Annotated in this window: 20 protein-coding genes; 16 read left to right on the forward strand and 4 right to left on the reverse strand. The window is 38.6% G+C overall.

Going from position 1 to position 22,131, the window contains the following annotated elements:
- Nucleotide 1 precedes the first annotated feature (1 nt).
- Nucleotides 2-1,129: a radical SAM family heme chaperone HemW gene (gene hemW / locus LVD17_RS10405; RefSeq protein WP_233766577.1), complete on the reverse strand. Its 1,128-nt coding sequence runs from the start codon at nt 1,127-1,129 to the stop codon at nt 2-4.
- Nucleotides 1,130-1,170: 41 nt separating this feature from the next.
- Between hemW and LVD17_RS10410 the strand changes: the two genes are divergently transcribed.
- From LVD17_RS10410 to porN, 8 genes are all read left to right on the forward strand, one after another.
- Nucleotides 1,171-2,910: a BamA/TamA family outer membrane protein gene (locus tag LVD17_RS10410; protein WP_233766578.1), complete on the forward strand. Its 1,740-nt coding sequence runs from the start codon at nt 1,171-1,173 to the stop codon at nt 2,908-2,910.
- Between the two features lie 26 nt (nt 2,911-2,936).
- Nucleotides 2,937-4,085 carry a DUF4271 domain-containing protein gene (locus tag LVD17_RS10415; RefSeq protein ID WP_233766579.1) on the forward strand — a complete coding sequence of 383 codons (1,149 nt, stop codon included), beginning with the start codon at nt 2,937-2,939 and terminating at the stop codon, nt 4,083-4,085.
- Nucleotides 4,086-4,121: 36 nt separating this feature from the next.
- Nucleotides 4,122-4,898: a uroporphyrinogen-III synthase gene (locus LVD17_RS10420; protein WP_233766580.1), complete on the forward strand. Its 777-nt coding sequence runs from the start codon at nt 4,122-4,124 to the stop codon at nt 4,896-4,898.
- Nucleotides 4,899-5,014: 116 nt separating this feature from the next.
- Complete coding sequence (locus LVD17_RS10425; RefSeq protein ID WP_233766581.1) at nt 5,015-5,971, forward strand: PorP/SprF family type IX secretion system membrane protein; 957 nt, start codon at nt 5,015-5,017, stop codon at nt 5,969-5,971.
- Between the two features lie 193 nt (nt 5,972-6,164).
- Nucleotides 6,165-7,238 carry a T9SS ring complex lipoprotein PorK/GldK gene (porK, locus tag LVD17_RS10430; RefSeq protein WP_233766582.1) on the forward strand — a complete coding sequence of 358 codons (1,074 nt, stop codon included), beginning with the start codon at nt 6,165-6,167 and terminating at the stop codon, nt 7,236-7,238.
- 62 nt (nt 7,239-7,300) lie between these two features.
- Nucleotides 7,301-8,125, forward strand: coding sequence for a type IX secretion system motor protein PorL/GldL (porL, locus tag LVD17_RS10435; protein WP_233766583.1), 825 nt, complete (start codon nt 7,301-7,303; stop codon nt 8,123-8,125).
- A gap of 53 nt (nt 8,126-8,178) precedes the next feature.
- A complete protein-coding gene (gene porM / locus LVD17_RS10440) occupies nt 8,179-9,765 on the forward strand; it encodes a type IX secretion system motor protein PorM/GldM (protein ID WP_233766585.1) in 1,587 nt (528 codons plus the stop codon).
- Between the two features lie 17 nt (nt 9,766-9,782).
- Nucleotides 9,783-10,688 carry a type IX secretion system ring subunit PorN/GldN gene (porN, locus tag LVD17_RS10445; RefSeq protein ID WP_233766587.1) on the forward strand — a complete coding sequence of 302 codons (906 nt, stop codon included), beginning with the start codon at nt 9,783-9,785 and terminating at the stop codon, nt 10,686-10,688.
- Nucleotides 10,689-10,740: 52 nt separating this feature from the next.
- On the opposite strand, the gene uvrC is transcribed toward porN, so the two are convergent.
- The 3 genes from uvrC to porW are packed head-to-tail and all read right to left on the reverse strand — an operon-like array spanning nt 10,741 to nt 17,421.
- Entirely contained in the window at nt 10,741-12,525 is a 1,785-nt protein-coding gene (gene uvrC / locus LVD17_RS10450; protein WP_233766588.1) for an excinuclease ABC subunit UvrC, read from the reverse strand.
- 20 nt (nt 12,526-12,545) lie between these two features.
- Nucleotides 12,546-14,855, reverse strand: a complete 2,310-nt coding sequence (locus LVD17_RS10455) for a penicillin-binding protein 1A (RefSeq protein WP_233766589.1) — start codon at nt 14,853-14,855, stop codon at nt 12,546-12,548.
- On the reverse strand, nt 14,845-17,421 hold the full coding sequence (gene porW, locus LVD17_RS10460; protein WP_233766591.1) for a type IX secretion system periplasmic lipoprotein PorW/SprE: 2,577 nt from the start codon (nt 17,419-17,421) through the stop codon (nt 14,845-14,847). The genes LVD17_RS10455 and porW overlap by 11 nt, the downstream gene beginning before the upstream one ends.
- A gap of 203 nt (nt 17,422-17,624) precedes the next feature.
- Here porW and LVD17_RS10465 point away from each other — a divergent pair, with 203 nt between their 5' ends.
- From LVD17_RS10465 to atpH, 8 genes are all read left to right on the forward strand, one after another.
- Nucleotides 17,625-18,503 carry a M23 family metallopeptidase gene (locus LVD17_RS10465; protein ID WP_233766593.1) on the forward strand — a complete coding sequence of 293 codons (879 nt, stop codon included), beginning with the start codon at nt 17,625-17,627 and terminating at the stop codon, nt 18,501-18,503.
- Nucleotides 18,504-18,514: 11 nt separating this feature from the next.
- Nucleotides 18,515-18,946, forward strand: coding sequence for a bactofilin family protein (locus LVD17_RS10470; RefSeq protein WP_233766595.1), 432 nt, complete (start codon nt 18,515-18,517; stop codon nt 18,944-18,946).
- Nucleotides 18,900-19,142 carry an AtpZ/AtpI family protein gene (locus LVD17_RS10475; RefSeq protein WP_233766598.1) on the forward strand — a complete coding sequence of 81 codons (243 nt, stop codon included), beginning with the start codon at nt 18,900-18,902 and terminating at the stop codon, nt 19,140-19,142. The genes LVD17_RS10470 and LVD17_RS10475 overlap by 47 nt, the downstream gene beginning before the upstream one ends.
- 7 nt (nt 19,143-19,149) lie before the next feature.
- Nucleotides 19,150-19,536: a DUF6168 family protein gene (locus tag LVD17_RS10480; RefSeq protein ID WP_255702579.1), complete on the forward strand. Its 387-nt coding sequence runs from the start codon at nt 19,150-19,152 to the stop codon at nt 19,534-19,536.
- Nucleotides 19,537-19,648: 112 nt separating this feature from the next.
- The gene (gene atpB, locus LVD17_RS10485) at nt 19,649-20,740 is read left to right on the forward strand and encodes a F0F1 ATP synthase subunit A (protein ID WP_233766601.1); all 1,092 of its coding nucleotides are present in this window, start codon (nt 19,649-19,651) and stop codon (nt 20,738-20,740) included.
- A gap of 36 nt (nt 20,741-20,776) precedes the next feature.
- Complete coding sequence (gene atpE, locus LVD17_RS10490) at nt 20,777-20,965, forward strand: ATP synthase F0 subunit C (protein WP_155171773.1); 189 nt, start codon at nt 20,777-20,779, stop codon at nt 20,963-20,965.
- A 90-nt stretch (nt 20,966-21,055) separates the two neighbouring features.
- Nucleotides 21,056-21,556 carry a F0F1 ATP synthase subunit B gene (locus tag LVD17_RS10495; protein WP_233766602.1) on the forward strand — a complete coding sequence of 167 codons (501 nt, stop codon included), beginning with the start codon at nt 21,056-21,058 and terminating at the stop codon, nt 21,554-21,556.
- A 1-nt stretch (nt 21,557) separates the two neighbouring features.
- Nucleotides 21,558-22,118, forward strand: a complete 561-nt coding sequence (gene atpH, locus LVD17_RS10500; RefSeq protein ID WP_233766604.1) for an ATP synthase F1 subunit delta — start codon at nt 21,558-21,560, stop codon at nt 22,116-22,118.
- Nucleotides 22,119-22,131 lie beyond the last annotated feature (13 nt).

Below are 22,131 nucleotides of genomic sequence, written 5' to 3' on the forward strand. Positions count from 1 at the left end.
TCTAAATTTTGAATAGGTCTGAAGATATTTTATCTGCCAGTAATAAACCACTACGGGTTAATTTAAGATGTTTTCCGTCAATTATAGCATAACTCTTGGTGAGGAGTCTGTCCAGGTATTCCCGTTGATCAGCAAGAAGGTCATAGCTCCACTCATTTTTTAACTTTTCAAGATTTGCACCCCACTTGGTCCGTAGGGTGGTGAGTAGGTATTCATTGATCCTGTCTTCATTAGTTAGAATATCGGCTTCATACGGAATTTCAGAATGGGCAATGGCTTTCAAATATTTTGGATTATGGCTAATGTTGAACCTGCGGTTTACACCATCATAAGAATGGGCACTTGGTCCTATTCCTAAATACTTTTCTTGCTTCCAGTAGCCTGAATTATGCCTGGAATGATATCCGGGTCTGCAAAAATTGGATACCTCATATTGTTCGTACCCGGAATGAGAAAGGCGCTCCAGCAGGATTTCAAATTGAGCAGCGGAAAACTCTTCGTCAATAGGTGGAATATTCCCTTTTAACAACCAGGTGCCAAAAGTGGTTCTGGGTTCTATAGTGAGACTGTATGAGGATATATGCTCAGGCTGTAATGCCAAAGCCTGATCCAGATCCCTGTGCCAGTTTTCATGGTTATCCGCAGGAATTGCATAAATTAGGTCTATACTTATATTATCAAACCCAGATTTTCGAGCATCTTCAAAGCATTTTAATGCCTGCTGCTGGCTATGGGCCCTGTTCAGATAATTCAAAACAGCTGGATTGAATGACTGGATACCAATACTTAACCTGTTAACCCCCGTTTGATAAAGTATCTCCAGCTTTTCCGCCGTAAGATCATCAGGATTAGCCTCAAGGGTTATTTCCGGAGATGGAGCAATAACATAATTGGCTTTAATTATATCCAAAAGTTTTTTCAATTGTTCACCTGTCAAAAGAGAAGGTGTTCCTCCTCCAAAATATATGGTGCTTATCGGATCTTGTTGAAGGTAGTCTTTCTGTAGCTTTAGTTCGGTGCACAGTGCCTCTACCATTTCCCTAACATACTTCTGATTAGTGCTGAAATGGAAGTCACAATAATAACAAGCTTGTTTACAAAACGGAACATGTAGATATATACCAGCCAAATCGTTATAATTAAGTCAGCTTAAAATTAAATTTTATTTATTTGGTAAGGAAACTAATATATAGCACTTTCTTTTTTTTATCAGCCATTAACTTATGTCACGGGCAGAATTATACATTACAGTTTCTGGGCTCTGATAAAACACTTGACATAGTTGAAGAATTCCAGCCATTGCAACAACGGGTTACGGATTCTTTAGAGGTAATAAGTCAAACCAATAAGTTACTTGCCAGTCTTTATTCCAGGGGTTATCTCAGGGCCGAAACCACACGAGCTAATTTCTCCAATAATGTTTTTAGAGTAGGAGTCAATGCTGGTGAGCAATATTACTGGGCTTACTTGCAGCAGGGCTCTGTGCCCGAAGTGTTACTGAGCAAAATAGGTTATAGAGAACGGTTCTATATCAACAAACCTTTTAAGTTCGGTGAGCTGGCAAGGTTATTTAACAAAATAGTCAGGCAGAGTGAAAATACCGGTTATCCTTTTGCTTCCGTGAAGCTTGATTCAATTACCGTAGTCAACAATACTATTCAGTCCGTATTAAATTATACAAGTGGTCCTTTAATCACCTATGATTCCCTTATTATTAAAGGTACAGACAAGGTCAAAATAAAATGGCTGATGAGCTATCTTGAAATGCGACCGGGTGAAGTGTTTAACCAGGGAGTGCTTGATAAAATAGCCTCAAGAATAAATAAACTTGGGTTTATAGAACTGGCTGCTCCGGTTGAGGTCACTTTTCAAAATAGTCAGGCCACTGTAATGCTAACCCTTAAAAATATCAACGCTAATCGTATTGATGGTGTAGTGGGGATTTTGCCAAATGCACAGAATGACGGTAAGCTATTGGTAACAGGACAATTCGACCTTTCCTTAACTAACCTTTTTAATAGTGGCAAGCGGCTTGACGTTGAATGGCAGAGGCTCAAACCATTGTCGCAGTTTCTGCATATTGCATACCGTCATCCTAACATGCTGGCATCACCACTACATTTAAATACCTCTTATGAACTCCTTAAGGAGGATTCTACTTTTATTAACAGAAATGCATTTATTGGATTTGATTATCAGATTTCGGCAAGCAACGTTACATTTTTTACCAGGTTGAAAACCTCAAGGTTATTAAGTACAGAAGGGCTTGAGGACATTTTAAGTCTGCCGGAAGTCAATGACTTTAACCTTAACTATTACGGTATAGGCTACGGCGCGAATAGTTTCAATGAGCAAGTAAACAGAAGATCTGGCATGAGTACATATATAGAGATAGCAGTGGGTACCAAGAAGATCAGAAAAAATGTATCATTACCTTCTGAAATATATGATGGGATTGAGCTCAATACAGTACAATATCAATTGGAAGGTCATTATCAATATTATTTACCAATTAGCAAGTTGCTTGTTTTTCATCAAAGAGTAAAAGGAGGTAAGATTATTAATGATCAGCTTTTCAAAAACGACCTGTTCAGATTAGGAGGTTTAAGGAGCCTGAGGGGGTTTAATGAAAACTTTTTTTTCGCTTCAGACTATCTGCTTTCCAATGTTGAGCTTCAGTTACATTTTGATGAAAACTCATCCTTGTTCGTCTTCTATGATCAATCCTATATGTATTTCGATCTTGGTGAAAATAGTATGATTGATTATCCTTTGGGGATTGGAGCAGGCATAAGTTTTGCCACTAAAGCAGGCATAGTGAGCTTGGTATATGCAGTCGGTAAATCAGAAAATCAGGAACTCAGTACTCGTCTTTCAAAATTTCATTTCGGTTATATAGCTAAATTCTGATAAATTGCAGCTAAATCTTGATAAGCGTGAGAAAAAGACTACTATATATTTATACATTTTTTTATTTGATATCTATGGTGTCCCCTTTGGAGTCTTTTGGTACAGATACAACCGTAGTGAGGGATCTGTCCCATGACTGGTATTTTTATGATGAAGGTAGCGAAAGTTACTTTCCTTTGGTAGACAGGACCTCTTTCAGAGGTCGGACAATACATTTTGATGTAGCTCCATCAGAATTTCACAACAGCATACTACAAGTTGGTGGTGGACAAGGGTTTTCTTTCTTTATCAATAATAGAATGATAGGAGTCATAATGAATAAGCAATCTTATGATATTGATAGCCTTAAGCAAATCTTTGGTTCAGATAAGTGGCATTTTACAGTATATAACAAAAATCTGGACCCCTTTGCTGTATTTACACGGGTAGTACAATATAGCAAATCAGATAAACCCCTTGCCGAAAACACAATTATTATAAAGACACGTGAATTTCATCCATTTTATAATTTCGCTATTACTGCATTGATTTTGATATGGGCCTTTTTAGCTGCATTGTATAACTATTTCCCCAGGATGCTGTCTGATTTTTTCAAAGCAGGCAAGGCTTTTTCCTTAAGGGAAAGTGACGAAAATTTGTTTAAGAGCAGGCCATTGAATCAGATTAACCTTTTAATATATCTCTACCTTAGCTTCATGGTGGGCCTGGTATTATTGCTGATTGTTTATCAATCAGGCATTCATGTCGAAGCAGGCATATTTAACCCCGATGGCTATTGGGATAGCATGTGGAAATGGTTACAGTTATCTTTGTTAATTATGGGGTGGTTTTTTTCTAAATATTTGTTAATCAACAATATGTCGTCCCTCTTTAAGCTGGGAGGCTTTGCAGTGTCTCATTACTTCAATTATATAAGAATGAGCCTGATCATTTTTACAGGTGCCTTACTTGTATTGGTGCTTTCCTACTTTGGATTCGGAATTTTTTCGGAAGGTTACTATGCTATATTTATCAACATTATATTGATCCTGCTAGGATTAAGGGTGGTAATATTGTTTTTTAAATTATTGAGTTCAGCCTCATACAAAACTTTACATTTATTTTCATACCTTTGCGGCACTGAAGTAATACCGTTTGGTATTATTCTTTATTTAGGATTAAATCAACCATTCTGATTTACTAAGAGCAAAGAGTAACTGTTGAGTGAAGTTATGACCGATCAAGTGAAAGATAGGATGCGTCCAGTAAAGAGCATCCTCGTTTCTCAGCCAAAACCTAGTGATGAAAATTCGCCTTACTTTAAGTTGGCGGAAAAGTATAACCTAAAAGTAGATTTCAGGCCATTTATTCAGGTGGACCCGGTATCTATTAAAGAGTTCAGGCAGCAAAAGATTGATATCCTGAAACATACGGCTATAATTTTTACCAGTAGAAATGCTGTTGACCATTTCTTCAAAATCTGTGAAGAAGTGAAAATAGAAATGCCAGCTGATATGAAATACTTTTGCATTTCAGAGCAAACGGCTAACTACCTGCAAAAATATATCGTCATCAGAAAGCGAAAAATTTTTACAGGACATCGTACGGCAACAGATCTGCTGGAGATATTAAAAAAGCATAAAAACGAAAAGTACTTATTCCCATGTTCGGATATCAGGAAAAATGATATACCAGATTTCCTGAGTCAGAATGGGTTTAATTATAGTGAGGCTATTATTTATCGTACGGTAGCTAGTGATCTTTCGGATCTTGAAAATGTGTATTATGATATTCTGGCTTTCTTTAGCCCGTCTGGTATCAATTCGCTTTTAGTCAACTTCCCTGAGTTTAAGCAAAACAATACGAGAATAGCAGCTTTTGGTCCGACAACAGCTAAGGCTGTAAAGGACGCAGATCTGATTCTGGATATAGAGGCACCATTACCAAATGCGCCCTCTATGACAGGGGCAATAGAGTTGTACATCAAGAAGGCGAATGGCATCAAATAATCCGGGGTTTATTTTCCTATTTGGTAAATCATCCGGAATCTTTGTCCTTTTAACGCAAAATTCTTGAATCTATTGTCAAAAATAACTTATATTTAAGACTGCTTTTGACTATAGATATGCGAAGAGTTATTTTTTATATATGGTTAGGGGCGTTATTTTTTAGCCTTAACGCTGCAAACGCCCAACAAGATGCGCAATTTTCATTTTATATGAAAAACGCCCTTTACTATAATCCTGCTTTTGCAGGAACAGAGGGTATTACGCAATTGACTTTGCTTCATCGTACCCAGTGGGCTGGGTATAAATCATCGTTTGATGATGGTGGGGCACCTAACACCCAGGTTTTTAGTATGACAACTCCAATCTATAGATATAGGAGTGGTTTTGGGGCGCACGTGGTTAATGATAACCTGGGACCAGTTAATAATCTTGAAGCCCAGCTTTCATACGCTTATCATTTAGGAATTAAAAATTCCAAATTGAGTTTTGGTATCAGAGCAGGGGTATTTTCTCAATCTATAGATAAGGGGCAGTACAGGCCGATTGATGAAGGAGATCCCGTTATCATAGAAAGCTCAGATTCTCAGGTAAGGCCTGATATGGCCCTGGGTGTATATTACCGATCTGAGAAGTATTATGCAGGCTTTAGCATGAATCATATTCTTAAGTCTGAATTCGACTTCGGAGTTGATGTGGTTAGAAATGCACTTGAGAATCATGCTTATTTAACTTTTGGTTATATATATGAAGTGAATTTTGATGTTAAATTATCACCATCATTTCTTGTACAGACCGATTTTAATGAATACAGTTTTATATTAGGCGGTATGGCTTATTATAAGGACCAGTTGTGGGGAGGCCTGTCATTTAGGCAGTCAGATGACATAAATCTTTTGTTGGGCTACAATTTTTTGAAGGATAAGTCGTTAAGTTTTGGCTACTCTTTTGGTTATGTAGTAAAAGATCAGGATGCGAAGCAACCTACAACTCATGAAGTGTTATTGAGTTATCAATTGCCTGTGAATCCTGGTAGTGGCAAAAAGGTTATCCGCACCCCAAGATTCAGACATTAAGAATAAAAAGATTTTGCTTTTAATAAGAATTTATTCAATTTGTAAAATATCTATATTAATAACGGTGGTTTTAAAAACTCTTATTGAAAGATTTTAAATAGAATTTTTTTTATATATTTCCACTTCAAATTTAAACAAACATGGTTGGCTTTAACTTAAATTAATTAAGTTAAAGGTTTTAAAGAAAAGTGTTATGCGTAAAGTTACAAGAAGATTCCTCTACTCATTGTTGTTGTTGGCACCAGCAATATTAGGAGGTTGTGGACTCTTAGGCCTCGGTGGCGGCGGAGGAGATCAGGGCGAGCTAGTTGGTGTGCCCGGACGAGAAGGTTGGGTTATGACGCTACCTTATGGTATGGTTCCTATCCCTGCCGGTACATTTCACATGGGGCAGGCTGATGAAGATCCTGCGTCAACACAGATCAACTTCAACAAACAGATCACAATCGGGTCATTCTATATGGATGATACCGAAATTACAAATAATGAATATCGTCAGTTCATTAATCATCTGCTCGAAGACTCTGTAAGTGTATTGGGTGAGGATAAAATCATGAGTGATTACTATCCCGATACTACTGTTTGGGTCAGAGATTTTGCACACCACATGGGTGACCCGGTTCAGGACTACTATTACTGGCATCCCGGTTATGATGATTACCCGGTAGTGGGTGTGAACTGGGAAGCAGCAGTTTATTTCAGTAAATGGAGAACTGCATATTGGGCTGACTTCAGAAGAAGTATAGGAGAGGTGCCCATGCCTTCTTTCAGGCTTCCCAATGAGGCAGAGTGGGAATATGCTGCAAGAGGAGGAAGAGATATGGCGAAGTACCCTTGGGGTAATCCATATATAAGAAACTCAAAAGGATGTATGCTTGCCAACTTCAAACCAGGCAGAGGTAATTTCTATGACGATGGTTTTGCATATTCAGCACCAGTTGCATCTTATTTTGCGAACGACTACGGGCTTTACGACATGGCCGGTAACGTATCGGAATGGTGTCTTGATGATTTCAGCCCTGTTTCTGTACCAACAGTCTGGGATTTGAACCCTCAATTCATCGATAAAAGAACTGATCCAAATAGTACAAAGTATGATCCGGATATCCTACCTAAGAAGGTTATACGAGGAGGCTCGTGGAAGGATGTTGCATATTATCTGGAGACAGGAACAAGGACTTTTGAGTTCAAAGATTCAGTCAGAGCATATATTGGTTTCCGTAATGCTATGACTCATTTAGGAAGATCATCAGGAACCGAATTTTAAATTTGATTTTTATTATCAAACACATTAAAATTAACTTTCATTAAAATTAAAACCTTAAGACAATGAGTAGAAAAAAAGGCGGATTTGCAGAACTTCTATTTAGGACCATAATGCCCAAGATTTATGGTATAGGTGCTGCAGTAGTAATTATAGGTGCAATGTTTAAAATTCTGCATTTGGAAGGAGCTAATCAAATGCTAATGATAGGTTTGACCACAGAAGCTATCATTTTCTTCTTAAGTGCTTTTGAACCACCACACGCAGAACCAGATTGGTCTAAAGTCTATCCTGAGTTAGCAGAGGACTATGAAGGAGCAGCCACAGCTCCAAGAATCTCTAATAAACCAGGAGTTTCTCCATCACAAGAGCTTGACAAAATGATGGAGAAGGCTAAAATAGGTCCTGAACTTATAGAAAGCCTTGGAAAGGGAATGAGAAATATGGCGGACTCCGCATCTAAAATGTCAAATTTGGCAGATGCTGCCGTTGCAACAAACGACTATGCAAAAAATGTGAAAACCGCCTCACAATCATTGTCGGAAATGAATAAATCTTACGCTACAACAGCTCAGGCGATGTCAGCAATGGCAGACGCCACCAAAGATTCAAAAGAGTATCACACACAGGTACAAAATGTAACTAAGAATCTTAGCGCGTTGAACGCTGTTTATGAAATGGAATTGAAGGATGCTGACAGCCACGTTAAAGCTATGAACAAGTTTTATACTAATATGGCCGGAGCTTTAGAAGGAATGACACAGGCAGGTGAAAAAACAAAGTCGTTTGCCAACGAGCTTGACAAACTGACTGGTAACCTGACTTCTCTCAATAAAGTATACGGAAGTATGCTTACTGCTATGAGAGGTGGAGGAAACCCTAATCAATAAAAGGGTTTAATAGTAAGAATTTATGATTTATTCATTAACAAAACGAATCTAACATGGCTGGTGGAAAAGAAACCCCAAGACAGAAGATGATAGGTATGATGTACCTCGTTCTTACTGCGCTGTTAGCGTTGCAGGTAAGTAATGCGGTACTAGAGAAGTTTGTCTTCATCGATGAAGCCCTTAGACGTTCGGGTGAGGAAATGGCTGAAAAAAATACAAAAACATTATCAGCAATTACTACCGAGGTTAAAAACAAGGGAGATAGAGCTGCGGATAAAGCGGCTTTAGATAAGGCGAAAAAAGTAAAAGAGTTGACCAACGAGACGTTGACCTATATGAGTGCCCTAAGGGAAAAAATGGTTGAGATTACAGGTGGACGTGATGAAAATAATCAGCTTATAGGAGCTAAGGATTATGATATTGTTGGTAATTACATGATCCAGAAAGGAGAAGGAGAAACACTCAAGAAAAAGTTAAACGATTATTCTAAGCAACTGGAAAGTCTAACTGGTAACCAGTTTTCCCCTTTGGCTAAAGATGCGAAGGATATAGAAATAGCTAAAAACGATGAGAACCAAAAGAATAAGACTTTTTCCGAGTATTATTTTGGTAACACTCCGACAGCAGCAGGTATGGCTACAATAAGCCATCTGGAGACAGAAGTATTAAACTACGAGGCGAGGGCTCTTGAGAACCTGGCAGAGCAGGTTGGAGCCAAAGACGTAGAATTTGATAAACTTGTTCCATTAATCAGGCCGACATCAAATGTTGTGGCTGCAGGAGCGGATTTTGAAGCTGATCTATTTATCACAGCGGCAGCTACCGGTATGGATCCAACTTTTATGTACAATGGAAAAGAAGTGCCCGCAGAGCAGAATGAGCACGGCATTAAGTATGGTAAAGTTAAATTTTCAGCTAAAGCCGGAAATTATGATCCAAAAACGTTGATGTCAGAGCAGTCATTCAAGGCACAGATTACGCTTAATGACTCTACTTACACTATTGATCATAAGTACTTTGTGGTTAAGCCTGTTATCCAGGTGAGGTCTGCAGCATTGCAAGCTTTGTATATGAACTGCGGTAACGAACTGGACATTCAGGTCCCTGCATTAGGAACTGCTTATAATCCTTCTTTCTCATCATCAGGTGCAAAAGTTGTCAAAGGAAACAGAACTGGTTTAGTTACAGTAATACCGGAAGGTAGAAGTAAAGTTAAATTAACAGTTAGTAATGGAGGCAATGTTTTAGGTACAGAGACGTTTGATGTAAAGAAGGTTCCGCCGCCTAACATTGAAATATCTTCAAGAAACCGACCTGTTGATTTTGAGCAGGGTATAACGGCTGCGGCTTTAACTACAATCAAGGTTAGCGCAGAACCCGATGAAAACTTTGCCAGAGAGGTGCCAAAAGATGCCCGCTACAGAGTGTCTAAAGTGAATGTAAAGTTGGCGAGAGCAGGCAGACAAATTAAGGCTGAGGATTTTACTTCTGAGAACATTGATTTGAGAGCCTGGAGGAGTTTATTCAGAAAAGGTGATAATCTTATTGTTAAAATAGAAAATGTTACCAGAAGAACTTATCAAGGTGAAAACGAAAGAGTGAAGCCGGCAACTACTATTTATAGTATTCCGATTGATTAATAAATATAAGGTGTGAAATGATAAAGTTTAAGAAATATATCCTTGTTGTCTTAGTAGGAATTTTAGCAACACCCGCAACCTATGCTCAATTGAGTGAACTGGATCAATATAATCCCAATTCAATTGAACCTATTGCAAGATATGAGCACTTATTCAAAAGAAGGGTGTGGAGAGTTATCGATTTGAAGGAAAAGCAAAATAAGGGCTTTTTCGCAAGAGGAGGAGAAATTACAGGCTTTATCCTGGATGCGATCAAGTCTGGTGAGCTTTCTGACTTATATGTTAATGATTCTCTAACTACTAAAATGAGTAAGGATGAGTTCATGGGTAAACTTGTTTACCAGGAAGGTTTGCAAATTGATGCATGGCAGCCTGGCGTTGAGTACTATGAAGGAGATCAGGTTAAATATAACGGTATTGTCTACTCAGCCATATTTGATGAGGTAACATCTGTTCCGTCTGAATCTCCTGATGATTGGGAAGAGACACCCGGCGTAGGTGATGCCATACTTTTCTTACCTAGACAAATCAGTTTGCTTATGCTGATGGAGGATGTGATTTTTGACAAGCGAAGATCCAGACTTTATCATAAGCCACAGTCTTTGCAACTTATCATCCCTGGTTCAGAAACTCTTGATGGTGTGCAGCTACCACTGGTAGTTCTTAAGTATAAGGATTTGCACAAACTGTTTAAAGAGCACCCTGAGAGTGCGATCTGGATTAACAGATACAACAGCGCTGAAAATAAGAATTTCGCTGATGCATTCGATTTAAGGTTATTCAGAGCTTCTCTGTTTAAATTTGAGAATCCGGATGATGATCCTATAGTTGACATGTACAAAAACCGTATGGAGGCAGTTATGGCATCAGAATGGTGGGAGATGCAGCTAATGGAAAAAGAGCATAACCTTTGGGAATACTAAAAACTGAAAGTTAATATATAAAGAAGCTGCTTCAATCTTGGAGCAGCTTCTTTTATTTGTGAAAGTAATTGTATACAAGCTCTGCTTTGCTTTCTCCTAAGAACCTGATAAGCTCCTCTTTAGACAAGGCCTTGATTTTACGTGTTGATTTGTATTCTTTTAAAAGCCTGTCGGTCGTTTTTTTGCCAACACCCTTAATTGTTTCCAGCTCAGTATTAAAGCTGGCGTTGCTGCGTTTTTGTCGGTGAAATGTTATAGCAAATCTATGAGCCTCATCCCGTATTCTTTGAAGTAGAAAAAGTGACCGAGATTTTTTACTAATGTGTATGGGTATTGAATCACCGGGGAAATATATTTCTTCCAGGCGCTTAGCAATACCGACGATTGGTATCTTGCCGTATAACCTGAGTTCCTTAAGAGCATCACAGGCACTGCTTAGCTGACCTTTGCCTCCGTCTATCACTATGAGCTGGGGCAGGGGAAGATTATCGCTTAAGAGCCGCTTATATCGTCTATAGACAATCTCTTTCATAGAAGCAAAGTCGTCCGGCCCTTCGACTGTTTTAATGTTAAAATGCCGGTAATCTTTTTTTGAAGGTTTCCCATCTTTGAAGCATACCATTGAGGCAACCGCATTTGTTCCTTGCAAATTGCTATTATCAAAGCATTCTATTTGCTGCGGTAATTCCTGAAGCTTCAAGTCTATTTTTAGTTGGAGAAGTGTCTCGTTCTTTTTCTCTTTGCCTGAGTGCTTCATTCTGTCTTTCTTATACTCAAGCGCATTTTTAAGAGAGAGTTCCAGCAGTTTTTTCTTATCCCCTATTTTGGGTATTACATTGTTTACATCCTCTTCTAACGTAAGGACAATATTGGATATTATTTCCTTATTATTACTGCCATGACGATCACGAAGCTCTACGGATATCAAACTAAGTACATCTTCGTCAGATTCTTCCAGTTTCTTTTTGATTTCAACAGTTTTGGCCAAAATTATAGCCCCATTTTTGATCTGAAGATAATTAACAAAGGCGGACTGTTTTTCACTGACTATAGAGAATACATCTAGCTCTGATAGTTTTGGATTTACTATTGTTGATCTCGTTTGGAATTTATCAAGCAAATCAATTTTTTCTTTAAATCGTTGGGCCAGTTCAAACTCAAGGTTTTCGGAGGCGGTTAGCATCTGTTGCTTGAAATAGCTTCTTACCACTGAAAGGTTTCCCTTCAGAATGTTCCGGGCCTGTTCTATTTCACTGTCATAATCTTCTTTGGTTTGAAGATTCTCGCATGGGCCTTTGCAATTTCCAATATGGTACTCCAGACATACCTTAAATTTACCTTCTAATATGTTGTTTTCAGACAGGTTGAATTTACATGTTCTGATCGAATACAGCTTTCTTAAAAGATCCAGTACGTTTTTCATGGCTACTACACTTGAAAACGGGCCGAAATATTCACCATATGTAGGGTCAAATGTCCTGGTTGAAATAATGCGTGGTAGCCTTTCATTTACAATACAGATATAGGGATAGGTCTTATCATCCTTTAGCAGAATATTGTATTTGGGCTGATTTTCTTTGATTAGATTATTTTCAAGAAGCAGCGCATCAAATTCGGTATTGGCCAATGTGTATTCCATGGACACAATCTCGGAGATCAGCTTCTTTGTTTTTCTATTGAGCTGATGGGATTTGCTGAAGTAGCTGGCAACCCTTTTTTTCAGACTCTTTGCTTTCCCAACGTATATAAGTTCCTCATCTTTATTGAAGAACTTATATACGCCAGGTGAGTTTGGTAATGAATTTCTTTCCTCTACCGAGTGTCGCGGTATCTGCATTTAGTAGTCCGTACTAATATTTAGCGAAAATCACCTTCATTCCAGACAGGGTTATCTTCAACTTCAGTACTATCTGAATCTGAAGTGGTGCCATATCTGCTACAATCAAGACTTACATCTACGCCCCCTACGGGTCTTTGGAAAGAACCTTTTCCGTAACCCAACTCCTTGTCGTTATATACTTGTAACATGTACTTTTCCCATATAGGACGGGCGGTTTTGGCTCCTTGCCCTAAGTACCAGTTTCTGAAATGTATACTTCGTTCATCTCCACCAACCCATACACCAGTTACGAGATCCTTGGTCACACCCATATACCAGCCGTCTGAGGCATTGTTGGTAGTCCCTGTTTTACCACCTACTTCATTATTGATCCTAAGTTCCATATCTATACCTACAGATGTGCCCCCTCTTTCTTCCACACCACCTTTGAGCATATAGAGCATTTTGTAAGCCGTTTGCTGGCTAATGGCTTGCCGCGTTTTGGGGACGAAGTTTTCTATGACATTGCCATTTTTATCTTCTATTCGTGTAATGTAATAGGGCTTAGTGTATATGCCTAAGTTGGCAAATGTGCTATACGCTCCAACCATTTCATAAATGGAAACATCACTTACACCCAGACATAATGCAGGAACAGCATCCAACGGGCTTTCAACACCGACCCTTTTGGCAAAATCAACCACATTCTCAGGTTTGATCTCCTTCATGAGATATGCGGTAATAGTATTGACAGATCTGGCCATACCCTGTCGGATAGTCATTTCCTCACCCGTACCATACGTGCCATCTGAGTTAGGTGGTGACCATGTTGGAGGGTCACCGGGTACCTGGAATGTAACCATGACATCACGTACTTTGTAGCATGGAGGATAGCCGTGTTCTATGGCAGCTCCGTATACAAAAGGCTTGAAGGTGGATCCTGGCTGTCTTTTACCTTGTTTTACATGGTCATACTTAAAGAATTTGTGATCTACACCTCCGACCCATGCTTTAATATGACCGGTATGTGGATCCATCGACATTAGCCCTGCCTGTAAGAATTTTTTATAATAAGCTACTGAATCGAGTGGGCTGAGTAAGGTATCCTTTTCTCCCCCCCAGGTAAATACACTCATTTGCTTGGGCTTATTCATCATTATTTTTATTGAATCGGAACCTGTGCCATATTTTCTTACTAACGCTCTGTAGTGTTCGGTTCTTTTGAACCTGTCTTCAAGAAAATCTGGAATTTCTCTGCCTCTATCATCTATCCATGGATTCCTTCCCTTCCAATGCTCATCAAAAACTTTTTGAAGATTGGCCATGTGCTCTTTAACAGCCAGCTCGGCATACTCCTGCATACGGCTATCTATGGTAGTGTAAATCTTCAAACCATCTTCCCAAAGGTCATAACCATTTTCTTCGCACCAATCCATGAGATCTCTCCTTATAACTGTTCGGAAGTATGTCGCTAACCCCTTGTTTTGGTTGGCTACATCATAATCCAACTCTATGGGAAGTGCACTTATAGAATCATATTCTTCTTGAGTGTCAATTACATACCCATGTTTATGCACCTTGTATAGCACCTCATTTCTTTTACTAAGGGAATTTTCCGGGTTTCTTACGGGGTTAAAGCGAGTTACGGCTTGAAGCAGGCCGACAAGTACCGCTGACTCTTGTATATTTAATTCTGCAGGGCTCTTATTAAAGAAGGTTTCTGCGGCTGTTTTTATTCCGTAAGAGTTGCTGCCAAATTCCGCGGTGTTAAGATACATGGCAATAATTTCTTCCTTGGTAAAATTACGCTCAAGATAAACCGAGATGATCCATTCTTTGGTTTTTTCAACAATACGTTTGGGATACCTGCCCCATGAGGCTATTGTACCTTCGAGTTCTTCATCCTGAGTGTAAAGATTTTTGGCAAGTTGTTGTGTAATCGTACTTCCCCCACCGGCATAGTTAAACGTAAGTATTCCCTTTATTACTCGTAAATAAGCAATGAAATCCATTCCGGAATGGTCATAGAAACGATGATCTTCAGAAAGTAATAATGTGTTTATGAGGTCAGGTGAAAGGTCATCATATGAAATCTGGCTTCGGTTAAATCTGAAATACCTTCCCAGAGATACACCATCTGATGAGATGAGTTCGGATGAAAGGTCATTTTCGGGATTTTCAAGTGCTTTTAAACTAGGCATACCTCCGTACAGACCAAAAAGATCAGTACTCACCGACCAGATATAAATTGGGAACAATAATATAATACAAACTAAGAATACACGCAGGGCGATAACTGAAATTCTATAGCCCTTACTTTTTTTATTGAGAGTTTCTTTAAAGTCCATTTTTATAATTCTTATCAAAAAACCTTAAGTAGGCTTCTAAATCTTTACTTTGATAAAAGATGTTGAAATTATCTTTGGTGATTACAAATTTATAAATTTTTGAGTTCTGAGTTTTCTCTGAAATTACATCTTCACTCACAAATTTTCTAAAGTACTGTAGAGCCTCCTGCTGACCTCCAAAAGATGTAATCATTGTGATTGACCGGTTTTCATCCAGTATAAGGTTGCTGGTTTTTAGGTTCTGTTCATCAAATTCGGAGTTGTTATAAGCTTCAATGAGCGGGTAAATTCTATCTGTAAGGCCTTTGCCGGCATCATATACCACTACTAAATAGTGCTCCTGATCAAAGTACTTTACAAATTCAGTTCCTAAAAGTCGTCTCTGCTTTTTTAGAAAGTTTTCAGAAGCAGTCAATAGTTCTTTGGCATATGGGGTGATTTCACTATCGGGGTGCTCTTTTATAAATTCGGTAAGTTGGTACTGATACAGGTTAACATCTTCCGTTTTCCCTGTTATGAGGATCTTAAGCAACTTGAGGCGAGGTGTAAAAACCGTCTCCTGATGGTCATTCATTGCCTGGTTTATAACATCTAATGCTTGCGTATACTGTTCGCTGCCAAACAATTCATAGGCTTTTTTATACGCTTTTTTTAGCTGTTCATTGGCGGCTGTGCTTTCCTCAGTATAATTCGGATTAGCCAGAAGCTTGGCATATGTAGTATTAGGATACTGCGACAATAACCTGTTTTTATATCTTTCCGTATCTCGGCCCAAACTTTTATTAATCAGGTAGAGGTGGTAAAGCACTTCTGGCTCATGCTTTGTTTCAGGGAACCTTCGAAGTAAAGTCTCAAAGGAGGTAGCTGCATTTGGCTCTTCATGAAGATTGAAATAATAGATATTTCCTAGGTTATAATATGCTTCTTCGATTTCAGTGAGAGCTCTCTCTTTAGCTTCTGCTGAGAAAGGTATCTGATTATACATTTTCTCTGCCTGTGCCGTAAGCACTGTTTCCGGGTCTTCCTCTCCTACCTCTATATCTTCGGTATCGGGAGAAGTGTTTGTGTTATCCTTTGCCACTTCCTCATAATCCTGTTCAGCTTCTTTATTTGACCTTCGCCAGTTATCTTCCAGTTGCCGGTCCCCCCAAATTCTTTTAAATTCTGTTTGACCCATCGCTATGGCCGAGGGATTGTCGAAATACCAGCTGGTAGAACTAAATCCTGTATTGTCCTGCAGCTGATTAAAGGTATTTCGTCTTATGCGTTTTCTTTCTTTTTCCTCCTCTTGCTTTTTGCGTTCCTCTTCTGCAGCTATATATTCATCAATTTGCTTGCGTATACTTAGCGAATCCATCTCAGACAAGGCAAGGAGACTATCCTGAAGATGTATTGTGTTTAACTGTTTGACAAAATCGGATAATACTTCCTGCCTCTCCTTAATTAGTTCATAGTTCTCGTAGTCTTTAGGAAGCACTGTAATGGTACTATCATAATAAGCCTTTGCCAGTTCATATTTTCTTAAACTATCGTAATGGATTTCACCTAATTTCAGATAAGATTGTCCTTTTTGCCGGTTATTGTTCGTACTGGCCTTCACGGACTCTTTAAGGTATTTAACGGCATCTTCAAGGTTGTTTTGGCGCATTTCAAATGCAGCCATCTCATAGTAAATTTTATCTTTGAACTCCTTATTCTTTTTGTCTTTCAACAGCTTTTTAAAAAGCTTTCGGGCACTTTTCAGGTCACTTGATTTTCCCAATTCTGTAACCTGAGCCATGTATAAACGAGCATGGAAATCAAGCTCATACTCAGGGTTGCTGGCTATGCATCTTTTGTAATAGTTAAAAGCCTCAGCATCAAAACCAAGCATTTGGTAAACCTGGCCTATGATGAAGTAAATCCTCCCTTTGCCATCCTTTTTCTTTAAAATGGGAGCCGCCTTTACCAGGTTTTGCACCATATTGTCGTAGTCTTCCTGAATCTGATAGTAGTGTGCCCGGTTGATATATAGAAACTTCTGGTTGTTTTTATTCACCTTTTCTTTTTTCAGGTAGTCAGAAACGGAGGTGGCATTATTGTACTCCTTATAATCCGTGAAAGTTCGGAGCAGGTGTACAAGAGCACGATGCCTTGCGTCAGGGTCTTCACTTTTGGTATTTACATACTTAAATGTTTCTATTGCATTTACATAATCAGTACTATAAAATCGTGCAAGGCCTATTAAAATGTAACTATCATCAACCCATTTACTGTTTTTGTGTCTTTGAATAGCTATAGAAGCTTTTTTGATACACTCCTCTACTTTGTCTTCGTATGTTTTTGCTAAAACGGAGTCTATTTCGGGGTAGATATTTAGAATATCATTATAGTCATTGTCGTAACTGTCATCAAGAACCTTCTCTATTTCCCTAATGTTCTCTTTGGCATAGAAGTATGCATTATACCTTGCGGTAGTATTGTGATAGGTTTTGCTAAGAATGTTTTTACGCTCGGCGGAGCAAGAAGCCAGCAGGCCGGCGGTAATAATAGATATGTAAAAAAAATGGTATCTTAAACGTAACAATGTATTCTTTATTCGTTAAACTTCAATAATGAACGTCCACTTAATTAAAAATTTGCAATAAAGATCATTATTTTTTTCTGGTAATTTATATTAGAAAATATTAATAATGAGTATTCCTGAACAAAACGTAAAAATTAAGTTAATTAATACAATAATCGTTTATAATATCTATTTTTGTTCCCCAAAATTTAATCCGCAGCAAATTGAAGGCAAGAAAGACACTTTCGAGTTGGTTGGTTAACCGCTACCTGCTTATCATAAGAAACGAGGAGAACTTTGCTGAAAAATCAACCTTCAGTTTTACCTATGCAAAGGTAATACTTCTAACCGTGACCGTATTTATAGTTTTGATGGCGCTCAGCCTTCTGCTGGTTAAGACCTTGCTGGCGCAGTGGTTTGATCCGAGACATGCGCAGATTGAAGCTAATAAAAATCTATATGAGTTAACACTCAAGGTAGATTCTTTAGCTCAGGAAGTAGATGAAAAAGATCGGTTTATCAGGAATTTTCAGAGAGTTTTAAGTGGAGATACCTCCAGGGTTTATAAAGACTATGAATCTCCGGGTAATTCTGATCAGGAAGTCGCCAGTGGGCAGGCGCTTGCGGATGTAAGTAAACTATCTCCTATTGATTCTCAGTTTCGGCAGGAGTTTGAGCAAACCGATCTTTCACTGCTTAATCTTAATGCAGGTGGTGCTTATAGTGACCTACAGGAAATGTTCTTCTTCTCGCCAATTTCAGGATTTGTTTCTGCTCCGTATAATGTGAAAGAAGGCCACTTTGGTGTTGATGTTGTGGCGAAGAAAAATGAGCCTGTAAAGAGCGTAGCTGACGGAACAGTGATCATGTCATCATGGACTCAGGATTCGGGCTATGTCATTGCTATTCAGCATCGTGGGAATCTGATCTCAGTTTATAAGCATAATGCTGAACTATTAAAAAAAGTTGGTAGTTTTGTAAATGCTGGGGAAATTATTTCAATAATTGGTAATACTGGCGATTTAACAGATGGCCCTCACTTACACTTCGAATTGTGGAATAATGGAAACTCGGTTAACCCTGAAGAATTTGTAACTTTTTAAATGTAAAGACCATGTTTAACTCAAAAGAAAGTCATAAGGTTGCAGAGCAAATAAGCAATTCCAGCAATATAATAGGTAAGGGCACTGTACTCCAAGGTAATATAGAAACTTTTGGTAATATCAGGATTGAAGGCAAGGTAGTTGGTAACATAAAAACTAAATCTAAAGTAGCTCTCGGGCAATCATCACATGTTGAAGGCAATATACTTGCTCAGAATGCCGAAGTTGAAGGAGAGTTGAAAGGTAATATAGAAATAACAGATATTCTAATACTCAAGCCTACCGCGGTAATTCACGGTGATATCATAACGGCAAAGCTTATTGTGGAATCAGGTGCTACATTTAATGGAGGCTGTAAAATGGGAGTGTCAGTGAAGGAAATAAAAATAGGGGAGAATGGAACAGCCAAAACCTTCAAACCAGAGGGAGCCAAAGCAGTATAATGGCTTTATCAAATACTCAGGTTTGGCCATTCAAATGGCTGTAACTATATATCTGGGAAGCCTGCTGGGCTCATACATTGATACAAAAACCGGGAACACATCCGAGCTTTATACAAAAGTAATTACATTGATAGCCGTACTCCTTTCTACTGTTATGGTAATACGCCAGGTTATCAAATCCAACTCTGATAGTTAATATTTAAATGATTAAGAGGCTACTTTCATTCACCCTATTCGTAATAATGATTTCTGTTATTCTGTATGTATCTCATATGTATACATTGGATTATATTGGCGAGGTGGTAACTTTTTCCATATCCGGTATGTATATCTTTCATTTTATAGCATGCTTTATTATTTGCCTTTCTGTGGAACTTCTGTATACAAGGCTGCCTTCCCAGGTAGGCTATGCCTACCTTGCTTCTGTATTTATCAAAATAGGTGTTTTTGTACTAGTATTTAAATCGGCCATCTTTGGACCAAACGAGTTGAATATGACCGAAAGATTATCTGTCGTGGTTCCTATGTTTATGTTTTTGATTTTTGAAGCAATCTATTGCGGACGTCTGATGAATTCCCAACAAGCGTAAACGTTGGAAACCCCGAAATTTCAGAAAAAACAATTACAAAAAAAGGTTGATCTTATCCAGAATTGCTTAGCTTTGCACCCAAATTTATAACGGATTCGTTTTAAGTATGGTGATGTCCAAAAAAATTACAAGCCTTTTATCAATACTGACATTGTTATTTTTCTCTAACCTGGCTTTTGCATCTGCAAGCAGCGAAGGAGAACAGAGCCACGGCGGTGCCGTAGACACTCAGGAGGAAATAAATGCTTATATAAAGCACCACTTACAAGATTCTCATGATTTTACCCTATTTACATTGGGTGAGTCAGGCACTCATATAGGTTTTCCTCTTCCCGTAATTCTTTGGGATGATGGTTTACACGTATTTATGTCATCAAAGTTTCACCATGGCACAACTGTTGCCGAATCAAACGGCAATTATTACACGGTTTATCATGGTAAGATATATAAAACCAATGCGGAAGGTGAGCTTTCTTTTGATGAAGAGCATCACCCGACTAATGCAAGGCCTTTAGACCTTTCTATTACAAAGAATGTAGTAGGAATGCTATTTGCAGGATTTCTTTTAATCTATCTTTTTGGTTCTTTGGCGAAAAGCTATAGCAAAAGATCGATACCCACCGGGGTTGGAAGAGTACTTGAACCTCTGGTTATTTATGTGAGGGATGAGATGGCAAGGCCAAATATTGGAGAGAAGTATTATGAAAGATATATGCCTTTCCTTCTTACGGCTTTCTTTTATATATGGATATTGAACCTTATGGGGCTTACGCCACTTGGTTTCAACGTTACAGGGAATATAGCTGTAACTGTTTGTCTTGCATTGTTTACATTTATAATAGTACAGTTTAGTGGTAAAAAAGATTATTGGAAGCATATCTTCTGGATGCCCGGAGTTCCGGTACCTATGAAGATTATCCTTATGCCTATTGAGGTATTAGGTATGCTGACCAAGCCATTTGCCCTACTGATTCGTTTGTTTGCGAATATTACCGCAGGACACTTTGTTGTGATGAGTCTTATTGCGTTGACAATTACCATGAAGGCAACGTTTGGGCCGGTAGCAGCAACAGGGATGTCATTGGCGTTGGCGTTGTTTATCACAATTATAGAAGTATTGGTGGCCTTTCTTCAGGCATATATATTTACAATGCTGTCGGCGTTGTTCATTGGTATGGCAGTTGAAGAGCATGACCATCACTAAAAGAGAATTTTTGTTTAATTATATAAATCAATTCACATGTACAATTTAATTGGAGCAGGATTAATCGTAATCGGTGGTGGAATTGGACTTGGCCAGATAGGTGGTAAAGCAATGGAAGGTATTGCTCGTCAGCCTGAGGCAGCCGGTAAAATTCAAACTGCCATGATTATTATTGGTGCGTTATTAGAAGGTCTGGCATTTGGTGCTTTGATCTTGGGTCAATAATGCAGAAGACTTGCAAACACACCTTGTTGCGATAGGCGCAAGGTGTGTTTCTTAAAAAAATAGAATAAACAAAAAACTAAAATATATAAAATGGATCAGTTGCTCAACGACTTTTCGCCAGGCTTGTTCTTTATGCAAGCGTTCATTTTTCTGATTCTTCTTTTCTTATTGGCAAAATTTGCCTGGAAGCCCATCATTCAGTCTTTGAAAATCAGGGAAGAATCTATTCAGGATGCTCTTGACTCTGCTGAAAGAGCTAAAGAGGAAATGGCTCATCTTAAAGCAGATAACGAGAAACTTTTGGATGAAGCCAGACAGCAGAGGGATACGATCTTACAGGATGCAAGAGCAGTCGCCAATGGTATTAGAGAAGAAGCAAAAAATGATGCAACCAGGCAAACTGATAAAATGATAGCTGACGCAAGGGCGGCAATAGAGGTTGAAAAGCAGGCGGCAATGGCTGAAGTAAGAACACTCGTGGCTGAACTTTCATTGCAGGTGGCAGAGAAGCTTCTGAAGAGAAAGCTTGATGAAGAAGGTGCTCAAAAGGAGCTTATTTCAGATTTTATTAACGACGTTAAGCTGAACTAAAATGTCAGAATTCAGAGCAGCATCAAGATACGCCAAATCATTGCTTGAATTAGCAGATGAAAGGGGTGTATTGGAAGAAGTACATAAAGACATGCTGTCTTTTCATGAGCTTTGTAAGGAGAACCGTGAGTTTACCCTAATGCTTAAGAATCCTATTATTAAGCATGATAAGAAAAGGTCTATTTTGGAGAAGGTTTTCAAAGGCAAGGTGAATGATCTTACTATGGCTATTTTCGATATCATTACAAGGAAGAACAGAGAAGGGATACTACCTTCCATAGCCAGGGAGTTTCATAGCCAGTATAATTTATTAAAGAAAATAGAGGTGGCCAGAGTAACTACTGCGGTGCCATTGTCTCCGGAGTTGCGTACTCAATTTGAAGATCTCGTAAAGAAAATATCTTCGAAAAACACTGTGGAACTGGCAGAAGTTGTAGATAAAGACATCATCGGAGGCTATGTTTTGAAAATAGGTGATCGTCAGATTGATGATTCCTTAAAGAGTAAATTGAAAGCACTTGAACTTAAGTTCAGTCAAAACCCATATATCAAAGAATTTTAATTTAAGAGAAAAT

This window comes from Fulvivirga ulvae (assembly GCF_021389975.1).
GTDB classification, from domain to species: Bacteria; Bacteroidota; Bacteroidia; order Cytophagales; family Cyclobacteriaceae; genus Fulvivirga; species Fulvivirga ulvae.